We start from the raw sequence: 17280 nt of genomic DNA, 5'->3' as shown, positions 1-17280 counted from the left end.
GTTCTCAGAACTTCAGCTTCTGCATGGCCATCATCAGATCGGTCGAGATGCCGACCGTGGTCGGCTGCGCGAACAGCACGCTGACCGAGGTCACGGCAGTGGTCGTCGGGTTGTTGATCTCCCACAGGCTGGTGAAGCGGGTAAGGAAGGTGTTCAGCTTGTCGGGATCCTTGAAGTCGGCGATATCGAGCTTCTGCTCGAACATCTGCGCCTGCTTGTCGATGTCGGCCGACGCGATGGAGTCGGGCAGGCCGAGAGCCGTGCGCACCACGCTCGAAAGGGCCGTGTCGGCGAGCACGTCATACCAGCTGTTGATGTCAGGCGCCTTACGCTGGAAATAGAGCGCCAGCCGCACGCCCTGATTGGTTTCGCCGGCATTCTCCTCCAGTGTCTGGCGCATGTATTTGTCGACCGCGCCTTGCTGGGCGGAGGGATAGAGCGTGGCGGTCGAGCCGTAAGCCGCAAAGTTGAACGCTTTGACGAAGTCGGCGTAACGCTTGTCGCTCAGCTTGTTGGCGAAGCTGTCGGAGTCGGACACGCCTTCCTTGAGCGCCTTGACCATGAAGGCCTTGGCATAGGCCATGTCTTCCAGCCCGTACGCCTTCATCGCGTAGTTGAACAGCCGAGTGTTGTTGACGAAATCGTCGATGCTTTTGACGTTGCCGATATTGGCCAAATAGTAGTCGGTGTCACGCTTCACGACGGGCTGCGACTCGACCTGGTCGATTGCCTTTGGGATGTCCTTGGCGATGAGCTGATAGCTCGTATACGTGTTCAACATCTGCGCCTCCGGCCGAAGCTTTCCGGTGACGATAGCGATGCTTCCTTGTGCGAGGCTGAATCGGTTTCCGCATCGCGATTCAAGCCTCACACAAGGCACGAGGACTATCCCTGATCCCCGACGTGACATGCGGAAGGACCTGTCGTGGGTATTCTGATCGGACTTGTGGTGACGCTTGGCTGCGTGCTCGGTGGCTTCATGGCCATGGGTGGGCATCTGCATGTGCTGATCCAGCCTTGGGAAGCGGTGGTCATCTGCGGCGCAGCGCTCGGCACTTTCCTTGTCGCCAACCCGATGAAGACGGTCAAGGACACCGGCAAGGGCATTCTCGAGGCCTTCAAGCAGGCCGTGCCGAAGGAGCGCGACTATCTCGAAACGCTTGGCGTCCTGCACAGCCTGATGCGCGAGTTGCGATCGAAGTCGCGCAGCGAGGTCGAGGCGCATATCGACAATCCGGAAGAGTCGGCGATCTTCCAGGCGTTCCCGACGGTGCTCAAGAACCACGACCTGACGCATTTCATCTGCGACTATTGCCGCATCATCATCATCGGCAATGCGCGCTCGCACGAGATCGAGGCGCTGATGGATGAGGAGATCCAGACGATCCGCACCGACAAGCTGAAGGCCTATCACGCGATGGTCGCGGTCGGCGACGGCCTGCCGGCGCTCGGCATCGTCGCGGCCGTGCTCGGCGTGGTGAAGGCGATGGGCGCGCTCGACCAATCGCCGGAAATTCTCGGCGGGCTGATTGGTGCTGCGCTCGTCGGAACCTTCCTCGGCATCTTCCTGTCCTATGCCGTGGTCGGTCCGGTCGCCACCAAGATCAAGACGGTGCGCGAGAAGAAGAACCGCCTGTACATCATCGTCAAGCAGACGCTGCTCGCTTACATGAACGGCGCCTTGCCGCAGGTCGCGATCGAGTTCGGCCGCAAGACCATTTCGTCCTATGAGCGTCCGACGATCGATGCCGTCGAGCAGAGCACGATGAATACCGGCACCGCCGAGAAGAAGGCGGCCTGAGCATGCAGAACTTCAGCCGGGGCCGTTTGGCGTCATGACCAGTCCGGCAAGTCCGTCGCAAACCCGGGCTCTCATCATCGAGCGTCTCGTCGGCGACAGCGGCGAGGCCGCGCAGGTGATCGGCGTCGGCCGCGGCATGGCCGAGCGCTCGCTGCCGCTGCTGCAGAAAGCACTTTCCGCAGAGCTGGGCGCGCCGGTCACCGTCGACCTGCAGGCGGTCGAAGTGGGACGTGTCCCCGATGCGCGTATGCGCGCCGGCGAAACCTTCGCCATGACTATCGTTCCTTCGCCGACCTCGGCCGACGCCATGACGCTCGTCATGGACGCGCCGGCGATCGCCGTCATGGTCCAGGCGCTGTTCGGCGGCGATCCGGACCAGCCGGTGGCGCCGATCGAGCGCGACCTGTCACAGATCGAGACCGACGTCGCCACCACCGTCTTCCAAGAGGTCGCGATGGCGCTGAACGGATCGGGCCGGCGTTCTCTCGAGCTGCGCCAGCCTGTCCCGAGGGCGATGTCCGGCAACGAGGCGAAACGGCGCGTGCTACGCGACGGGGCGGCGGTTCGCATCATCTATGGCATCTCGACGCCGACCGACACCGGCACGGTGACGGTGATGATCCCGCAGCGAATCCTTTTGGCGACCCGCGGCGCCACCGCCGATCACGGCGGCGACCAGACGACGGAATTCGACTGGCGAGCCCGCTTTTCGGAGGAAGTGATGCGCTCGGCCGTGCGGCTCGAGGCCACCATGCCGCTCGCCCGGCTGTCGCTTGGCGATCTCGCCGCCTTCCAGCCCGGACAGGTGATCGAGTTCGAGGAAGATGCGCAGCTGCAGGCAAAGCTCAGCGCGCGCGACAAGACGCTGTTTGTCTGCGAGTTCGGCAAGCTCGGACAGAACTACACGGTCCGCATCCGGCATCCTCACGATGGCGGGCAGGATTTCGTCGACGGATTGGTGCCGGGCTGAGGCCTGGCTTGGGATTATTGGAGACGAGGCATGGCGAAGACCAAGGTGGAAGCCGAACCCGAAGCCGACCAGCCGGACGAGCAGCTCGACCGCGCCATCGAGGAATTGCGGGGCGTGCTGCGGGAGGAGGAGAACCGCCCCGACGCTGCCCTGCAGGCCGGCGCCAATTCCGCGATCATCATGACGATTCCGGTCGATGTGCAGATCATTCTGGGCAGCACCGAAATGCCGGTGTCGGAGCTGATGGCGCTGCAGAAGGGCTCGACGGTAGCGCTCAACCGCCGCATAGGCGAGCCGGTCGACGTGGTGGTCAACGGCCGCAGAATCGCGCGTGGCGAGATCACGGTGCTGGAACACGATCCGTCGCGCTTCGGCATCAGGCTTACCGAAATCAACGCTGCTACCAAGAGCGCCTGAGCATGGACGGCGAGAGCATTCACCGGCAGCGGAGCCATGCCCAATGACGTCGTTGACGCTGACGCGCCCGCAAAAGGCCGCCGCCATCCTGGTGGCGATGGGCAAGCCCTCGGCCAGCCGGCTGCTCAAATTCTTCAAGCAGGAGGAGCTGAAGGCGTTGATCGAGGGCGCGCGGCTGCTGCGCACCATTCCGCAAACCGACCTGGAGCGCATCGTTGCGGAATTCGAGGCCGAGTTCACCGAGGGCGCAGGCCTGCTCGACTCGGCGGACCGGATGGACACGATCCTCAACGAATCGCTGTCGCCGGAGGAAATGAGCGCCATCATGGGCGAGAAGAAGTTCGAGCCCGCTCCTGAGGGGCCGCCGCCGATCTGGCCGGATCTGGAAAAGCTCGAGCCGACGCGCCTGGGCACCTTCCTCGCCGGCGAACACCCGCAAACGTCCGCCATGGTGCTGTCGAAGCTTGCGCCGCAGACCGCGGCCAATGTGCTGCTGACGATGGAAAAGCCGATACGCAGCCAGATCATCAAGCGTATGGTGACGATGGCCAACATTCCGGATGCGGCAGCCAGGATCGTCGAGAACCAGTTGCGCGCCAGCGTGCTTTCGCAAAAAGCGACCAGGGACACCTCGGTCGGCCAGGAGCGCGTCGCCAGCGTTCTCAACGAGATGGCCAAGCCCGAGCTCGACGAACTCATGCAGGACCTGGAGGACGCCGGCACGCCGGATCTGGCCGGGGTCAGGTCGCGGCTGTTTGCCTTCGACGACTTGCCGCTGCTCGCCCAGAAGGCGCGCGTGCTTCTGTTCGACGGGCTGTCGACGGAGCTCGTCACACTGGCTTTGCGCGGCGCGCCGGCGGAGCTAACCGAATCCGTGCTGTCGGCGATCGGCGCTCGCTCGCGCCGCATGATCGAATCCGAGCTCGGACAGGGATCGGAAGGTATCGCGCTGGCCGACATCATGGCGGCGCGAAAGACGATCGCCGTGGCGACCATTCGTCTCTCGCGGCAGGGAGCGTTCGAGCTTCCCTCGATGCAGACCACTGCCGAAGCCGCCTGACGACAGCAATGCGGTCAGGGCATCATGGCTGAGGGGGTCGACAAGGATTCCAAAACCGAGGAAGCCACAGAAAAGAAGATCCGCGACACGATCGAGCAGGGCAAGCTGCCTCACTCGCGCGAGACGGCGATCTTCGCTTCCTTCCTCGCCATACTGGTGTTCAGCGTCTTTTACGCCAAGGACGCCATCGTCAATCTCGGCATGTTCCTCGCCATGTTCCTGGAAAAGCCTGAAGCCTGGCCGATGGACACCGAGACCGACGTCATCGAGCTCTACAAGACCGTGCTGTTCGAAATCGGTCGCGCCGTCGTCAGCCTGCTGGTGCTGCTGGTGGTCGCCGGCGTCGGCGCTTCGGTGTTCCAGAACATCCCGCAATTCGTCGGCGATCGGATCCGGCCGCAGCTGTCGCGAATTTCGATCGCCAAGGGCTGGAGCCGCCTGTTCGGCGTGCAGGGCTTTGTCGAATTCGCCAAGTCGCTGGCCAAGCTTGCCTTCGCCATCGCCGTGCTCGCCTTCACGCTGTCGGAAGATCACCGCAGGCTGCTCGCCGGCATGATCACCAACCCGGTGTCGTTCGGCATGGTCATCCGTGGCATCTTCGTCGACATATTGGTGGCGATCGTCTTCGTCATGGGGGTGATCGCGGTCGCCGACATCGTCTGGTCGCGCTTCCACTGGCGGCGTGACCTGCGCATGACCAAGCAGGAAGTGAAAGACGAGCTGAAGCAGTCGGAAGGCGATCCGATCGTGAAGTCGCGCCTGCGCTCGCTGGCGCGTGACCGGGCGCGGCGGCGCATGATGACGGCGGTGCCGCGCGCGACGCTCGTCATCGCTAATCCGACCCACTATTCCATCGCGCTGAAATATGTGCGCGAAGAGGACTCCGCTCCGCTGGTGCTCGCCAAGGGCCAGGATCTGGTGGCGCTGAAAATCCGCGAGATCGCGAGAGAGAACAACATCCCGATCTTCGAGGACGTGGCGCTTGCCCGCTCCATGTACAAGCAAGTTTCAGTTGATAGCGTGATCCCGTCGCAATTCTACCAGGCCGTCGCCGAATTGGTGCGGATCGTCTACTCGAAGAAGACCGAGCGAAAAGTAACCCAATGATCGGACGCTGTTTCTATCCATGAACCGGCAACCACACGCCAATTCACGCGAGCAGATCGTCGCCAATGCCATCCAGGACGTGGTGGGCGAGCTGCGCCTGATCGAGGTCGCTGACTATATCGCCTTCATCCGGCTGGAGCATTTCGCCTGCCTGTCGGACCTGGTGGACTCGGCTGCGGAGCTCTACTTCCAGCCGGGCACGCTCAGGCTCGGCCATGGCGGCGAAGCGCATGTCGACTGGAACGGCAGTCCGCGCATCGTGCTCGATCTCGAGCTTCGGCCGCGCGGCGTGACAGTCTATTTCCAGCTGATGCTGACCGGGCAGGGCACGTCCGTGATCGTCAATTACGTTTCTTTCGAGAAGCCGGGCGAGACGCCGGAGCACAACACCGCCCTGCTCGAGGACGCGATCGACGAGGCGCGCATCCGGAGGACCGAGCCGCTCACTTTCCCTTGACGATGTTTCAGGTTCTCGGCGCCCGGCCTGGGCGAGCTACTCGATCAGGCCAAGCCGCAGCGCCTTCGCGACCGCCTGGTTGCGGTTGACAGCGTTGAGCTTCTGCGTCGACTGGGTGAGATACTGGTTGGCGGTGTGCACCGACAGTTTCAGGAGCTTCGCGATCTCCTCGCTGGTGTTGCCGTTGGCGGTCAGCTTCAGGCATTCGAGTTCGCGCTTGGAAATGGCGCGCGTCCTGCCGGTTTCGCTTGGACGGATGCGGGCGACCGACGCAAACAGGGCAAAGCAGCGCGCGTGGATTTCACATAGCGTGTCGTCCGAAAGGGTCATATCCGGCCCCAGGAAGACGACCAGCCCGCACTGGCCGCGCTCCGCATGCACCGGAAAGGCGATGCCGTCGGTGCCGGGCGCGAGCGGCGCGGCCGGTTCGGACCATGCCAGGCTCTCCAACCTCTGCTGCGAAACGGCCATGCCGCTGTCGGCCCACCAGCGCGGCGTCGTCGAGATGCGGCTGTGGCGCACCATTTCCTCGCCGCTGGCGCCCGAGATGAATTTGGTGGTGAGGCCGGTCGACGGATAATCCGAATCGAAGCAGGCGACCAGGCGCGCTCGCTCCAGCGAGGGGCTGACGAAGAACAGTCCGAAACCAGAAGCGTTGATATCGACCGCGATCCAGCGGCAGCGGCGCACGGCGTCCGGAATGGTCACCGCGTGATGCGTCTCCGATCCGAGCGAGAAGGCGCCGAACGGATTGCGCTGCTCGTTGAAAAGGGCGGCAGCGGCCTCTTTGATCTGTGCGTGCTTCAAATGATGCCGCTCCTGATAGCGGTCGCAATCGCCATCGCGCGGTTCGAAGCCGCGAATTTCTGGATGGCATGCGTGATGTAGCTGTTGACGGTGTTCGACGAGACGCCAAGGATGAGGGCCACCTCGTCGGTGGTCTTGCCCTCCGATACCCAGAACAGGCATTCGCGCTCGCGGTCCGACAGCGGATCCTGCATGGATGCCGCGGCGATCAATTGCGGGATGCTGGATAACGCGTAGCAGCATTTCAGCTGCGCCTTCATCAAGGCCGTAAGGTCGATCTTGCCGGGCTCGGCGGCGGAAAACAGCACGAAAAGGCGCTGGCGGCCGACATTCAACCGCAGCGAATAGATCTCGGCGTGGCCGAGCACATCGAGCAGCCGCGCTTCCTCGCCGCTCAGTAGCGCGCCGGCGTCGGGCGCATGCGCCGCGACCAATGGCTTGGGGCGCACGCCCGGCGCTGCCGTCAGCGGGCCGAGCGCGAGATTGGCAATCAGCCGCTTGCCGATCAACTCGATGGCGTCGAAAATCCAGTTCGACGACACGATACGCGCGTCGTTTCGATCCTGATCGTGCACCATGGCGACCAACATATAGCTGTCGGCGCCGATATCGGCTGAAAGCTGCATGAAGAAACTGGTGAGATCGCCGCGCGACGCCAGGCGCGAGCCTGAAGCGTCGGATTGAAGAAGCGCGGCGGGACTGCTCATTTTGATATTCTGACCGGAATCGATCCTTGCGCCCGGTGCTGGCATTGGCCAGCGCTCGGACCCGAAACGCATCACGTTTACGAAGACACACCCACGGGCGCGCACAGCGCCCAACCGAGCCGAATCCTTACAGGGAACGCGAAGCCGTCCGCGTCTGGTACCGGCAGGACGCCGGAACTTGAGACTTTGGGTGGTCGCCGCGCCCCCCGTGGACCGGCTGATTCGGGTCTAATCTACCCGCAGATGAATCCGACATCAAACGCGATTTGACAAAATCGAATCCGCTGGACTCGTGTTGCGACTCAGCTGCTGCTCATCGCGTTACTTGGGGGTGGCTTCAGAGCTGCATCGAGCCGATGATTTCCCGGTGAAATCGAAAAAATAACGCTCCGTTGCAGGTGGAGCGCGTCCTTTTGATCAGATATGGCTCAGCGGTCCTCGAAGCCGGTCAGCACGCCGACGGCGTTGATGCCGATTTCCTCAACCGCGTAGCCGCCTTCCATGACGAACAGCGTCGGCAGGCCGAGCTTGGCGATGCGCCGGCCGATCTTGGGATAGTCTTCGCTCTTCAGCTTGAACTGGCTGATCGGATCCTTCTCGAAGGTGTCGACGCCGAGCGAGACCACGACCACGTCCGGCGCATAGGCGGCAAGCTTGGCACAGGCGTCTTCCAGCGCTGCGTTCCAGCCGTCCCAGTTGGTGCCGAAGGGCATCGGGTAGTTGACGTTGAAGCCTTCGCCTTCATCCTCGCCGCGCTCGTCGGCATGGCCGAGGAAGAAGGGGTACTCGACCATCGGATCGCCATGCAGGTTGAGCACCTGGACGTCGCCGCGGCGATAGAAAATCTCCTGCGTGCCATTGCCGTGGTGGTAATCGACATCGAGGATCGAGACGCGGCTTGCGCCCTGGTCGCGGAACCGTTGCGCGACGACGGCGGCGTTATTGATGAAGCAGTAGCCGCCCATGAAGGCAGCGCCGGCGTGGTGGCCGGGCGGGCGGCAGAGCGCGAAGGCGGTCCGCTCGCCGCCCTTGACCAGGGCGGCCGCCGTCAGCGCGACGTCATAGGATGACTTGATCGCCTTCCATGTGCCTTCGACGAAAGTGGCGCCGGCATCGAAGGAATAGTAGCCGAGCAGGGCGTCAATGCGCTTCGGCGGGACATCGCCGCGCAGGCCGCGCGTCGGCCAGGTGAAGCCCATCGCCGAGCCCTTGAAGCCGGCGGCGACCCATTCCGGCCAAACCGTCGGCAGGAAATCGATGTAGTGCGCTTCATGCACGCGCTTGGCGGCGGCAAGGTCGTGCTCGACCGGCCCGATGATCGGCCCCAGCTTCTCGCTTTCCACCCTTGCCTTGATGAATTCGGCCCGCGAGGGCTTCTCGAAACCCGGCACGATCGCCGAGGTGACCAGTTCCATCTGGCCGGCGTGACCTGCGTGAAGCGGCGAAAAAACTGTCTTCATTTTGGGAGTTGGCTCGCTGTTCGAGTTCTGGTTACGGGGCCTCAAACAGCTTTGTGGCAGAGAGTTCCGGCGCCGCCAAGGGGCATTTCAATTTGTCTTTCGGGCCAGCATGGGACGGCTTGCCAGACGCCAATACTCTGCTAGCCTAGGCAGAAATGGGAGAAAATGATGCCGCAAACGGCCGATCTTATCGTCGAGAACGCCAGCATATTGACGATGGATCCGGATACCCCCGCCGCCCAGGCCATTGCCATCAAAGGTGATAAGATAATTGCGATCGCAGATCGCGATAGCCTCCGCGACTGCAAAGGCCCTGCCACTCGTGTCGTCGATGCTCAGGGCGGCTCCGTCCTGCCGGGCTTCATCGAAGCGCACATGCATTTGTTCGGCGGCGCGGCCGAGCTCGACAATCTGCATCTGACAGGCGTGCAGGGCTTCGACGCGCTTCGCGACGCGATCCAGGGCTTTGCGGCGAAGCGTCCGAAAGCCAGGCTGCTGCTCGGCGCCGGTGTAGACTATGCGATCCTGCCCGAGCCGGTGACCCGCCATCACCTCGACCGTATCATTCCCGACCGGCCCTTCGCCATGTCGGCCTCCGACCATCACACGATGTGGGCGAACACCAAGGCGCTGGAAGAGGCCGGCCTGCTGCATGGCAAGCAGGTGGGACCAGGCAACGAAATCGTCATGGGCGCGGACGGGCTTGCCGCCGGCGAGTTGCGCGAAGGCGAGGCGTTCGGTCCCGTACTCGATCATTTCGGCGCGAACCGGACACGGCTCGGCCTCCAAGGTGCGGAGCCGGATCCCTATCCGTCGGCAGCGGAGCTTGCCGCCGACCGCGACCTCATGCATCGCGGGCTTGAGTGGTGCGCAAAGCACGGCATCACCTCGATCCAGAACATGGACGGCAACCTCTACCAGCTCGAGCTGCTCGCCGGACTGCAAGAGGAAGGACGGCTCATCTGCCGCACCAAGATCCCGTTCCACTTCAAGAATTTCATGAAGCTGGACATGCTGGAAAAAGCCTCGCGCATGGCGGCGGCGTACAATTCCGAGTGGCTGTCGTCCGGCATGGTCAAGGTCTTCTACGACGGGGTGCTGGATTCCTGGACCGCGGTGATGGTCGACGATTATGCCGACCGTCCGGGCTGGCGCGGCGAGCCGCTTTTTTCCCCCGAGCATTTCGCCGAGGCTGCGGTCGAAGCCGACAGGCGCGGCCTGCAGATCGCCGTTCATTCGATCGGAGACGGAGCGGTGCGCGCCGTGCTCGACGGTTACCAGGCGGCAGCGAAGAAAAACGGCAGGCGCGACAGCCGGCACCGCATCGAGCACATCGAAGTGATCACCCCGTCCGATGTGCCGCGTTTCGCCGAGCTCGGCGTGCTCGCCTCGATGCAGCCGCCGCATCCGCCGGGCGCGATGAATTTCCCGCTGGAGCCGACGATCTCGCGCATTGGCCACGATAAGTGGCCGCTGAGCTATGCCTGGCGCACCTTGAAGAATGCCGGCGCGCGGGTCGTCTTCGCATCCGACTGGCCGGTCTCGCCGGTTGACCCGATCCTGGGCATCCAGGCGGCGGTCTTGCGCAAACCTTGGGCAGAAGGCCTGCCGGACCAGAGCTTCTCGCTGCATGAAGCGATTGCCGGCTACACGGTCGAAGGCGCCTATGCCGAGTTCATGGAACACCGCAAGGGGCGCCTGAAGCCCGGATACCTCGCCGATATCGTGGTTTTGTCGGCCGATATCGAGAAGACGGCGCCGGAGGCGCTGCACACCGTGCGGCCGGTCACCACCATCTGTGGCGGCAAGATCACTTTCCAAGCTTAGGATTGACTAGGCCTGAGGCTGGCATGGGTATTGCGTTAAAAAAACGAGTAGCAGCTCCGCAGTTGCCAAGCCGGTCGGCTTATGGTGACAATCAAACAGGAACGCACCTGCCGCCAAGAGCAGGCTCTCTCAATGGGGTAATCGTGCCGGAACAACCGGGTAAGAACGCGATCGAAGTTCGCGGCGTACGAAAAGTATTTGGAACCGGTGAAAACCAGGTAGCCGCTCTCGACACGGTGTCCGTCTCGATCCGCGAGAACGAGTTTTTCACGCTGCTCGGCCCGTCCGGATGCGGAAAGACGACGCTTTTGAGACTGATTGCCGGCTTCGATTTCCCAAGCGCCGGCGAAATCATGCTGCACGGCCAGGACATCGCGCCGCTGCCGCCGTTCAAGCGACCCGTCAACACCGTCTTCCAGAGCTACGCGCTCTTCCCGCACATGACGGTGGCGCAGAACATCGGCTTCGGTCTGGAGATGCTCGGCAAGCCCAAGGGCGAAATCGAGGCACGGGTCGCTCAGATGCTGAAACTGGTCAAGATGGAGGCGCTCAAGGCGCGCCGCACCAGCCAGATCTCGGGCGGCCAGCAGCAGCGCGTGGCGCTCGCCCGGGCGCTCGCGCCACAGCCGAAGGTGCTCTTGCTCGACGAGCCGCTCTCGGCGCTCGACTACAAGCTGCGCAAGGAGATGCAGATCGAACTGAAGCGGCTGCAGCACGAGACCGGCATCACCTTCATCTTCGTCACCCACGACCAAGAAGAAGCGCTGACCATGTCCGACCGCATCGCGGTGATGTCGGCCGGCAAGATCCTCCAGGTCGGCACGCCGCGCGACATCTACGACAAGCCGGCGGAACGCTTCGTCGCCGATTTCATCGGCGAGAGCAATTTCCTCAAGGGCGAAGTGAAAAGCGTGGCCGATGGGCGCGCCACCGTCAGGCTCTCGTCCGGCGCGGAAATCTCGGCATCGCTGCCGGAAGGTTTCACGCCGTCGGTTGGCGTTACGCTGGTGGTGCGGCCGGAGCACGCTCAGATCGGTCCGGCGGACGCCAACGCTTCGCTCAGGGGCACGGTCGAGAACGTCGTCTATCTCGGCACTGACACGCATTTCCATCTCAAGCTCGACGACGGCAGTGCCTTTATCGTGCGGCGGCAGAACAGCCGCGGAGGCGGCGAAGCGCTGGCGCCGGGCAGCCGCGCGGGCGTCGCGATTGGCGCGAATGCCGCTCAAGCGCTGAAGGACTAGAGGACTTCCATTCATGGCCAACGCCGAGGAAATTGCTCGCGCCGCCGACGCTAGGGACATACGCGACCGCTGGCTGCTCTCGGCGCCGGCGCTCGTCATCATCCTCCTGGCCGCCATCGGGCCGCTTTTCGTCATGTTGGCCTATTCCTTCATGCTGAAGGGCGACTATGGCGACGTGCAGGTCGGCACGTTCTCGCTGGACGGATGGACATCGGTCCTGTTCCAGCGTGACATCTTCGACGACACGCTGGGTCTGGCGGACGCGCATCTGACCATCTTCTGGCGTTCGATAAGCCTGTCGTTCTACACCACCGTGCTGACGTTGCTCTTCGGCTTTCCTACGGCCTATTTCATCGCCACGCGACCGCCGAAGACGCGCGAGGTTTGGGTTTTCCTCGTCACCATTCCGTTCTGGACGAACCTCCTGATCCGCACCTTCGCCATGCAGCAGGTGATCCGCAACGAAGGGCTGGTCAACACGGCCTTGATGACGCTCGGCATCATCAAGCAACCGCTGCAGATCATGAATACCGACGCCGCCATCCTGCTCGGCATGATCTATATCTACCTCCCTCTGATGGTGCTGCCGATCTACGCCTCGATGGAGAAGCTCGACTTCAGGCTGGTCGAGGCCGGATATGACCTCTACGCGGGTCGCTGGCAGGTCCTGCGCCGCATCATCTTCCCGCTGATCAAGCCCGGCGTCATCGCCGGCTCGATACTGGTCTTCATTCCCTCGCTCGGGGCCTATGTCATTCCGCGGGTGCTGGGCGGCGGCAAGAACATGATGCTCGGCAACCTGATCGAACTGCAGTTCGGCGCGGGTCGTAACTGGCCTCTGGGCGCGGCTATTTCGATTACGCTCATGGTGCTGGTGATGATCGCGCTCCTGTTCTACGTGCGCAACGCATCCCGTTCGGAGGGTGTCCATGGCTAAGCGTCCGTTCGACATCCAGGCGCAGCCCGGCTTCGGCTTCATGGCGCTTCTGACCTTCTTCGCGCTCTATCTGCCGATCGCGGCGCTCGTCGCCTATTCGTTCAACGCGGCGGATTCGCTTTCGCGCTGGGATGGCGTCTCACTACGCTGGTTTATTTCGGCCTGGCACAATTCGGCCGTGCAGGATGCCTCCGTCCGCTCGCTCGTGCTGGCGGTCTCGGCCGCCGCGCTGTCGACGATCGCCGCCACCATGGCTGCGCTGGCCACGACCCGCACGCGGCCCTATCCCGGCCTCACCTTCAAGTACGCCTTCATCAACCAGCCGCTGATGGTGCCGGAGATAGTCACCGGCGTCGCGCTCCTGATCGTGTTCTCGCGCATCAAGGTCTGGACCGGTTACTCAGGGCTCGGCTACCTGATCGCCGCGCACACCGCCTTCTGCATCCCGTTCGCCTACCTGCCGATCCGGGCGCGGCTGGAGAGCATGGACCTGACGCTAGAGCGCGCAGCCGCTGACCTATACGCCACGCCTTGGAAAGCCTTCCGCTTTGTGACGCTGCCGCTCTTGAGGCCGGCCATCATCGCGGGCTTCATGCTCGCCTTCGTCATTTCGCTGGACGACGTGGTCATCACCGAATTCGTAAAGTCCGGCGGGCAGGATACGCTGCCCACCTACATGCTCGGCCAGTTGCGGCGCGAAACGAGCCCGGAAATCAATGCGATCGCCACGCTATTCCTGGCGCTGTCGGTGGTGCTCGTAACTGCGTTCTACTTCGTCAATCGGCGCAAGCCATGACTAACGATTGCCAAACGGGAGAATAGCAATGAAAAGGAAGATAACGGCCGCTACGGCGGTATTCGCATTGTTCGCTTTTGCGGGCAGTGCGTATGCGGAAGGCGAACTCAACATCTTCAATTGGGGCGACTACACCAGCCCCGAGATGATCAAGAAGTTCGAGGATGCCTACAAGGTCAAGGTGACGATCACCGACTACGACTCCAACGACACCGCGCTAGCAAAGGTACGCGCCGGTGGTCACGGCTTCGACATTGTGGTGCCGTCGGCCAACTACGTGCCGATCTGGGTGAAGGAAGGGCTTCTGCTCGAGGCCCGGCCCGACCAGATGGAGAACTTCAAGAATGTCGACGAGCGCTGGGTGAACGTTCCCTGGGACCCGGGCCGTCACTATACGGTTCCGTGGCAGTGGGGCCTGACCGGTATCGGCGTCAACACAAAGGTCTATAGCGGCGACATCAACACCTCGGCCATCTTCCTCGACCCGCCGAAGGAACTGGTCGGCAAGATCAACGTCGCGCCAGAAATGAACGACGTTCTGTTCGCCACCATCAAGTATCTGGGCGGCGACTGGTGCACGGACGACAAGGAACTGCTCAAGAAAGTGCGCGACAAGCTAGTGGAGGCCAAGCCGAAATGGCTGGCCATGGATTACAGCGTGACCGAGAAGCTACCGGCCGGCGACTACTCGGCCGTGTACTACTGGAACGGCGCCATCATGCGCTCGCGCATCAAGAACCCCGACATCAAGTTCGGCTACCCGAAGGAGGGCTTCCCCTTTTTCATGGATAGTGTTGCCATCCTGAAGGATGCAAAGAATGTCGAGAACGCCAAGTTGTTCATGAACTTCATCATGGATCCCGAGAACGCCGCCATGATCTCCGCCTTCGCCAAATATGCCAATGGTATCAAGGGTTCGAAGGCGTTCATGCCAGCCGACATGAAGGATGCGCCCGAACTGGTGGTACCGCCGGAACTGGAGGAAGCGGGCGAGTTCCTCACCCCCTGCTCGCCCGAGGTGCAGCAACTCTACACGCGCATCTGGACGGACGTTCAGAAATAGCGGCACTCCGCCTTCTTCCCGCGCGAACGGGAAGAAGGCGGAGCCACTCGAAAGGCCCATTCGGGGGCTTATCGCCCGCCGTGCTGACCGCTCCTCATCCAAGTGAGTGGAAGACGGCAGGCGGCGATAGGGAAATTCTCATGACATCTTACCGCAACTCCGATCCGCGGCCGCCGATCATGCAGGGCTCGCCGCCGGCCATGGCTCTGCCGAAGCTCGACTGGGATCGGCGACCGTGGAACCGCTGGGCCTTCCAGCACGTGCGTGAGTTTTTGCCGACCGTCGAGGTCTGGCGCGGCCAAGGTCATCGCCGTCGGCTCGAGCGCGCCGAGGTCGATCTCGACGACCTGGCGGTGGCGGATAGCGAGGGCCGGCCGACAACGCTCGCCGGCCTGCTCGACGAGACCTACACGGACGGTTTGCTGGTGCTGAAGGACGGCAGGGTCGCCTATGAGCGCTACTTCAACGGCATGGACGAGCGCACGCTGCATCTGTCGCAGTCGATGGCAAAGTCGGTCACGGGATCGGTGTTCGGCATCCTGGTCGGGCGCGACTTGATCGACCCGGCCAGGCTGGTGACGGATTATCTTCCGGAGCTCGGCGAGACCGCCTGGGCCGGGGCCACCGTGCAGCAAGTGCTCGACATGACCACGGGCGTGCGCTTCTCCGAGGAATACACCGATCGCTATTCCGAGATCGGCCAGGTCGATGTCGCCACCGGCTGGAAGCCGATACCGCCGGGCAGCGATCCTGATTTCCGGTGGCCCGCGCATCTGTTCGAGCTGATCCTGCGGCTGAAGGACAAGGTGCGCGAACATGGCGAGGCCTTCGAATACCGCTCGATCGAGACCGATGTGCTTGCCTTCATCATGGAGCGGGTGAGCGGCAAGCGCCTGGCGCAGCTGGTCTCGGAAGAACTCTGGCAAAAGCTCGGCGCCGACGAGAGCGCCTGTTTCACCGTCGACAGCGCCGGCTATGCGCTGGCCGATGGCGGCTTCAACGCGACGCTGCGCGATTATGGCCGCTTCGGCCAGTTGATCCTCGACAATGGCGGCGGAGTCATCCCTGCCGAGTGGATCGAAACGACGCGCAGCGGCAAGCACGGACCGGACTTCAGCCCGAGCCTTCCGGACGGCAGCTACCGCAACCAGTTCTGGATCGAGGATCCACGCTCTCGCGCACTGATGTGCAAGGGCGTGTTCGGCCAGATGATCCATATCAGCTGGGAGCACAGGATGGTCGTCGTGAAGCTTTCGACCTATCCGGATTTCCTCAACGCCGCCTATTCGGTGGCGACGCTTAAGGCCGTGCACGCCATAGCCGCCGCGCTAGGCTGAAAGTCAGAGATAGACGACCGGGAGACAATCGTGACCGGCAACACCGCGTTCGAGACCAGATACGGCTTTGCCCGCAAGTATGTGCGGCTCGATAATTGGCGGCTGAGGCCGTTCAGCCAATGGTCGTTCCAGAATGTCGGCGAACTGGTGCCGAGCGTCCACGTTGCCGCCGCGCCCGGCGGCGAGGAAGAGGTGAAATCGCTCGGCGCGCTGCTCGAGGAGAAAGTCACCTTGGCCGGCGGCGCCGAAACAGTCGAAGCATTCCTGAAGCGCTCCGACACTGACGGGCTGACGATCCTGAAGGGCGGCAGGCTGGTCGGCGACTGGTCGGCGCCGCATATGGCGTTCGGTCAGCGCCACATCATCTTTTCGATCAGCAAGTCGGTGACGGCGATCCTCGCCGGCATCCTGCAAGGCGAGGGAGTGTTCGACCCGGAAGCGCCGGTGACAGAATACATCCCCGAAGCCAAGGGCTCGGCCTATGGCGATGCGAGCGTGCGCAATGTGCTCGACATGACGGTCAGCCTCGACTTCGAGGAGGCCTATCTCGATCCGGAAAGCGCCTTCGCCCGCTATCGCCGCGCGACACTGTGGAATCCGGGCGGCGGGTCGGAAAGCCTCGCTGCGTTTCTGTTGACGTTGCCGCGGCTCGCCGAGCCGCATGGGCAGACCTACCGTTATCGCTCACCCAATTCGGATATGCTGGGCATCCTGGTGGAGCGGGCATCCGGCAAACGCGTCAGCGACTTGCTCAGCGAGAAACTGTGGCTGCCGCTGGGCGCCGCGAGCGAGATGTCCGTGACGGTCGACATGGAAGGCACAGCGCGTACCGCCGGCGGCATGTCGATGACGCCGCGCGACCTTGCCCGCATCGGCGAAATGATGCGACAGGGCGGCACGGCCAATGGCCGCCGCATCGTGCCGGAAACCTGGGTGCATGACACGGTTGCCAGCGGCGGCAGCCACGAAGCCTGGCGGCGCGGCACGATGGTGTTCCTCTTCCCCAAGGGCCGCTACCGCAACAAATGGTACCAGATGGGCACGCCAAGCGGCGCCTTCTGCGGCATCGGCATTCACGGCCAGTGGATCTACGTCAACCCGAGCGACGAGGTGGTCATCGCCAAGGTGTCGTCGCAGCCGGAGCCGGTCGACGATCAGCTTGATCTCGATGTCGTCGCTTTCTTCGAGGCGCTGAGCGGGATGGTTTGAGCCGTTCGGCTGGTCTTCCCCGCAGCTCTTTCCTGTGGAGCTTTCCTGTCGGGTTGAGACAGCGCGGTTGGCGCAGCCGTC

17 protein-coding genes are annotated in these 17280 nt (G+C 63.0%); 13 read left to right on the top strand and 4 right to left on the bottom strand.

Annotated features, from left to right (window positions below; all coding sequences use genetic code 11):
- Positions 1-4 precede the first annotated feature (4 nt).
- A complete protein-coding gene (locus tag P9230_RS07640) occupies positions 5-781 on the bottom strand; it encodes a DUF1217 domain-containing protein (RefSeq protein WP_067326092.1) in 777 nt (258 codons plus the stop codon).
- A 144-nt stretch (positions 782-925) separates the two neighbouring features.
- Here P9230_RS07640 and motA point away from each other — a divergent pair, with 144 nt between their 5' ends.
- From motA to P9230_RS07610, 6 genes are read left to right on the top strand one after another with little or no spacing between them, the layout of a single operon-like run.
- Positions 926-1801, top strand: coding sequence for a flagellar motor stator protein MotA (gene motA / locus P9230_RS07635; protein ID WP_067002381.1), 876 nt, complete (start codon positions 926-928; stop codon positions 1799-1801).
- A 34-nt stretch (positions 1802-1835) separates the two neighbouring features.
- Positions 1836-2771 (top strand): FliM/FliN family flagellar motor switch protein, encoded by a 936-nt coding sequence (locus P9230_RS07630; RefSeq protein ID WP_278053809.1) that lies wholly within the window; start codon positions 1836-1838, stop codon positions 2769-2771.
- Between the two features lie 30 nt (positions 2772-2801).
- Positions 2802-3188 (top strand): flagellar motor switch protein FliN, encoded by a 387-nt coding sequence (gene fliN / locus P9230_RS07625; protein WP_278118179.1) that lies wholly within the window; start codon positions 2802-2804, stop codon positions 3186-3188.
- A 43-nt stretch (positions 3189-3231) separates the two neighbouring features.
- The gene (locus P9230_RS07620) at positions 3232-4248 is read left to right on the top strand and encodes a flagellar motor switch protein FliG (protein WP_278118177.1); all 1017 of its coding nucleotides are present in this window, start codon (positions 3232-3234) and stop codon (positions 4246-4248) included.
- Between the two features lie 24 nt (positions 4249-4272).
- On the top strand, positions 4273-5355 hold the full coding sequence (gene flhB, locus P9230_RS07615) for a flagellar biosynthesis protein FlhB (protein WP_278118175.1): 1083 nt from the start codon (positions 4273-4275) through the stop codon (positions 5353-5355).
- 19 nt (positions 5356-5374) lie between these two features.
- Positions 5375-5812, top strand: coding sequence for a hypothetical protein (locus tag P9230_RS07610; RefSeq protein ID WP_278118173.1), 438 nt, complete (start codon positions 5375-5377; stop codon positions 5810-5812).
- A 36-nt stretch (positions 5813-5848) separates the two neighbouring features.
- Here P9230_RS07610 and P9230_RS07605 read toward each other — a convergent pair whose 3' ends face one another.
- The 3 genes from P9230_RS07605 to P9230_RS07595 form a co-directional block, all read right to left on the bottom strand.
- A complete protein-coding gene (locus P9230_RS07605; RefSeq protein ID WP_278118171.1) occupies positions 5849-6619 on the bottom strand; it encodes a helix-turn-helix transcriptional regulator in 771 nt (256 codons plus the stop codon).
- Positions 6616-7326, bottom strand: a complete 711-nt coding sequence (locus P9230_RS07600) for a helix-turn-helix transcriptional regulator (protein ID WP_067002732.1) — start codon at positions 7324-7326, stop codon at positions 6616-6618. Before P9230_RS07600 ends, P9230_RS07605 begins: the two co-directional genes overlap by 4 nt.
- Positions 7327-7754: 428 nt before the next feature.
- Positions 7755-8786 carry a histone deacetylase family protein gene (locus P9230_RS07595; protein WP_067326110.1) on the bottom strand — a complete coding sequence of 344 codons (1032 nt, stop codon included), beginning with the start codon at positions 8784-8786 and terminating at the stop codon, positions 7755-7757.
- 168 nt (positions 8787-8954) lie between these two features.
- Here P9230_RS07595 and P9230_RS07590 point away from each other — a divergent pair, with 168 nt between their 5' ends.
- The 7 genes from P9230_RS07590 to P9230_RS07560 all read left to right on the top strand — a co-directional run bounded on the left by P9230_RS07590 (position 8955) and on the right by P9230_RS07560 (position 17199).
- A complete protein-coding gene (locus P9230_RS07590) occupies positions 8955-10613 on the top strand; it encodes an amidohydrolase (protein ID WP_278118167.1) in 1659 nt (552 codons plus the stop codon).
- 143 nt (positions 10614-10756) lie between these two features.
- Positions 10757-11857, top strand: a complete 1101-nt coding sequence (locus tag P9230_RS07585; protein ID WP_278118165.1) for an ABC transporter ATP-binding protein — start codon at positions 10757-10759, stop codon at positions 11855-11857.
- Positions 11858-11870: 13 nt separating this feature from the next.
- Positions 11871-12794 (top strand): ABC transporter permease, encoded by a 924-nt coding sequence (locus P9230_RS07580; protein WP_278118163.1) that lies wholly within the window; start codon positions 11871-11873, stop codon positions 12792-12794.
- Complete coding sequence (locus P9230_RS07575; protein WP_095823377.1) at positions 12787-13590, top strand: ABC transporter permease; 804 nt, start codon at positions 12787-12789, stop codon at positions 13588-13590. Before P9230_RS07580 ends, P9230_RS07575 begins: the two co-directional genes overlap by 8 nt.
- A 28-nt stretch (positions 13591-13618) precedes the next feature.
- Positions 13619-14653 (top strand): extracellular solute-binding protein, encoded by a 1035-nt coding sequence (locus P9230_RS07570; RefSeq protein WP_278118161.1) that lies wholly within the window; start codon positions 13619-13621, stop codon positions 14651-14653.
- 140 nt (positions 14654-14793) lie between these two features.
- On the top strand, positions 14794-15990 hold the full coding sequence (locus tag P9230_RS07565; protein WP_278118159.1) for a serine hydrolase: 1197 nt from the start codon (positions 14794-14796) through the stop codon (positions 15988-15990).
- A 30-nt stretch (positions 15991-16020) separates the two neighbouring features.
- Positions 16021-17199, top strand: coding sequence for a serine hydrolase (locus P9230_RS07560; RefSeq protein WP_278118157.1), 1179 nt, complete (start codon positions 16021-16023; stop codon positions 17197-17199).
- Positions 17200-17280 lie beyond the last annotated feature (81 nt).

This window comes from Mesorhizobium sp. WSM4887 (assembly GCF_029625865.1).
GTDB lineage: Bacteria > Pseudomonadota > Alphaproteobacteria > Rhizobiales > Rhizobiaceae > Mesorhizobium.
Note: the sequence above shows the minus strand (reverse complement) of the source record. Positions and strands in the feature narration are given on the sequence as shown.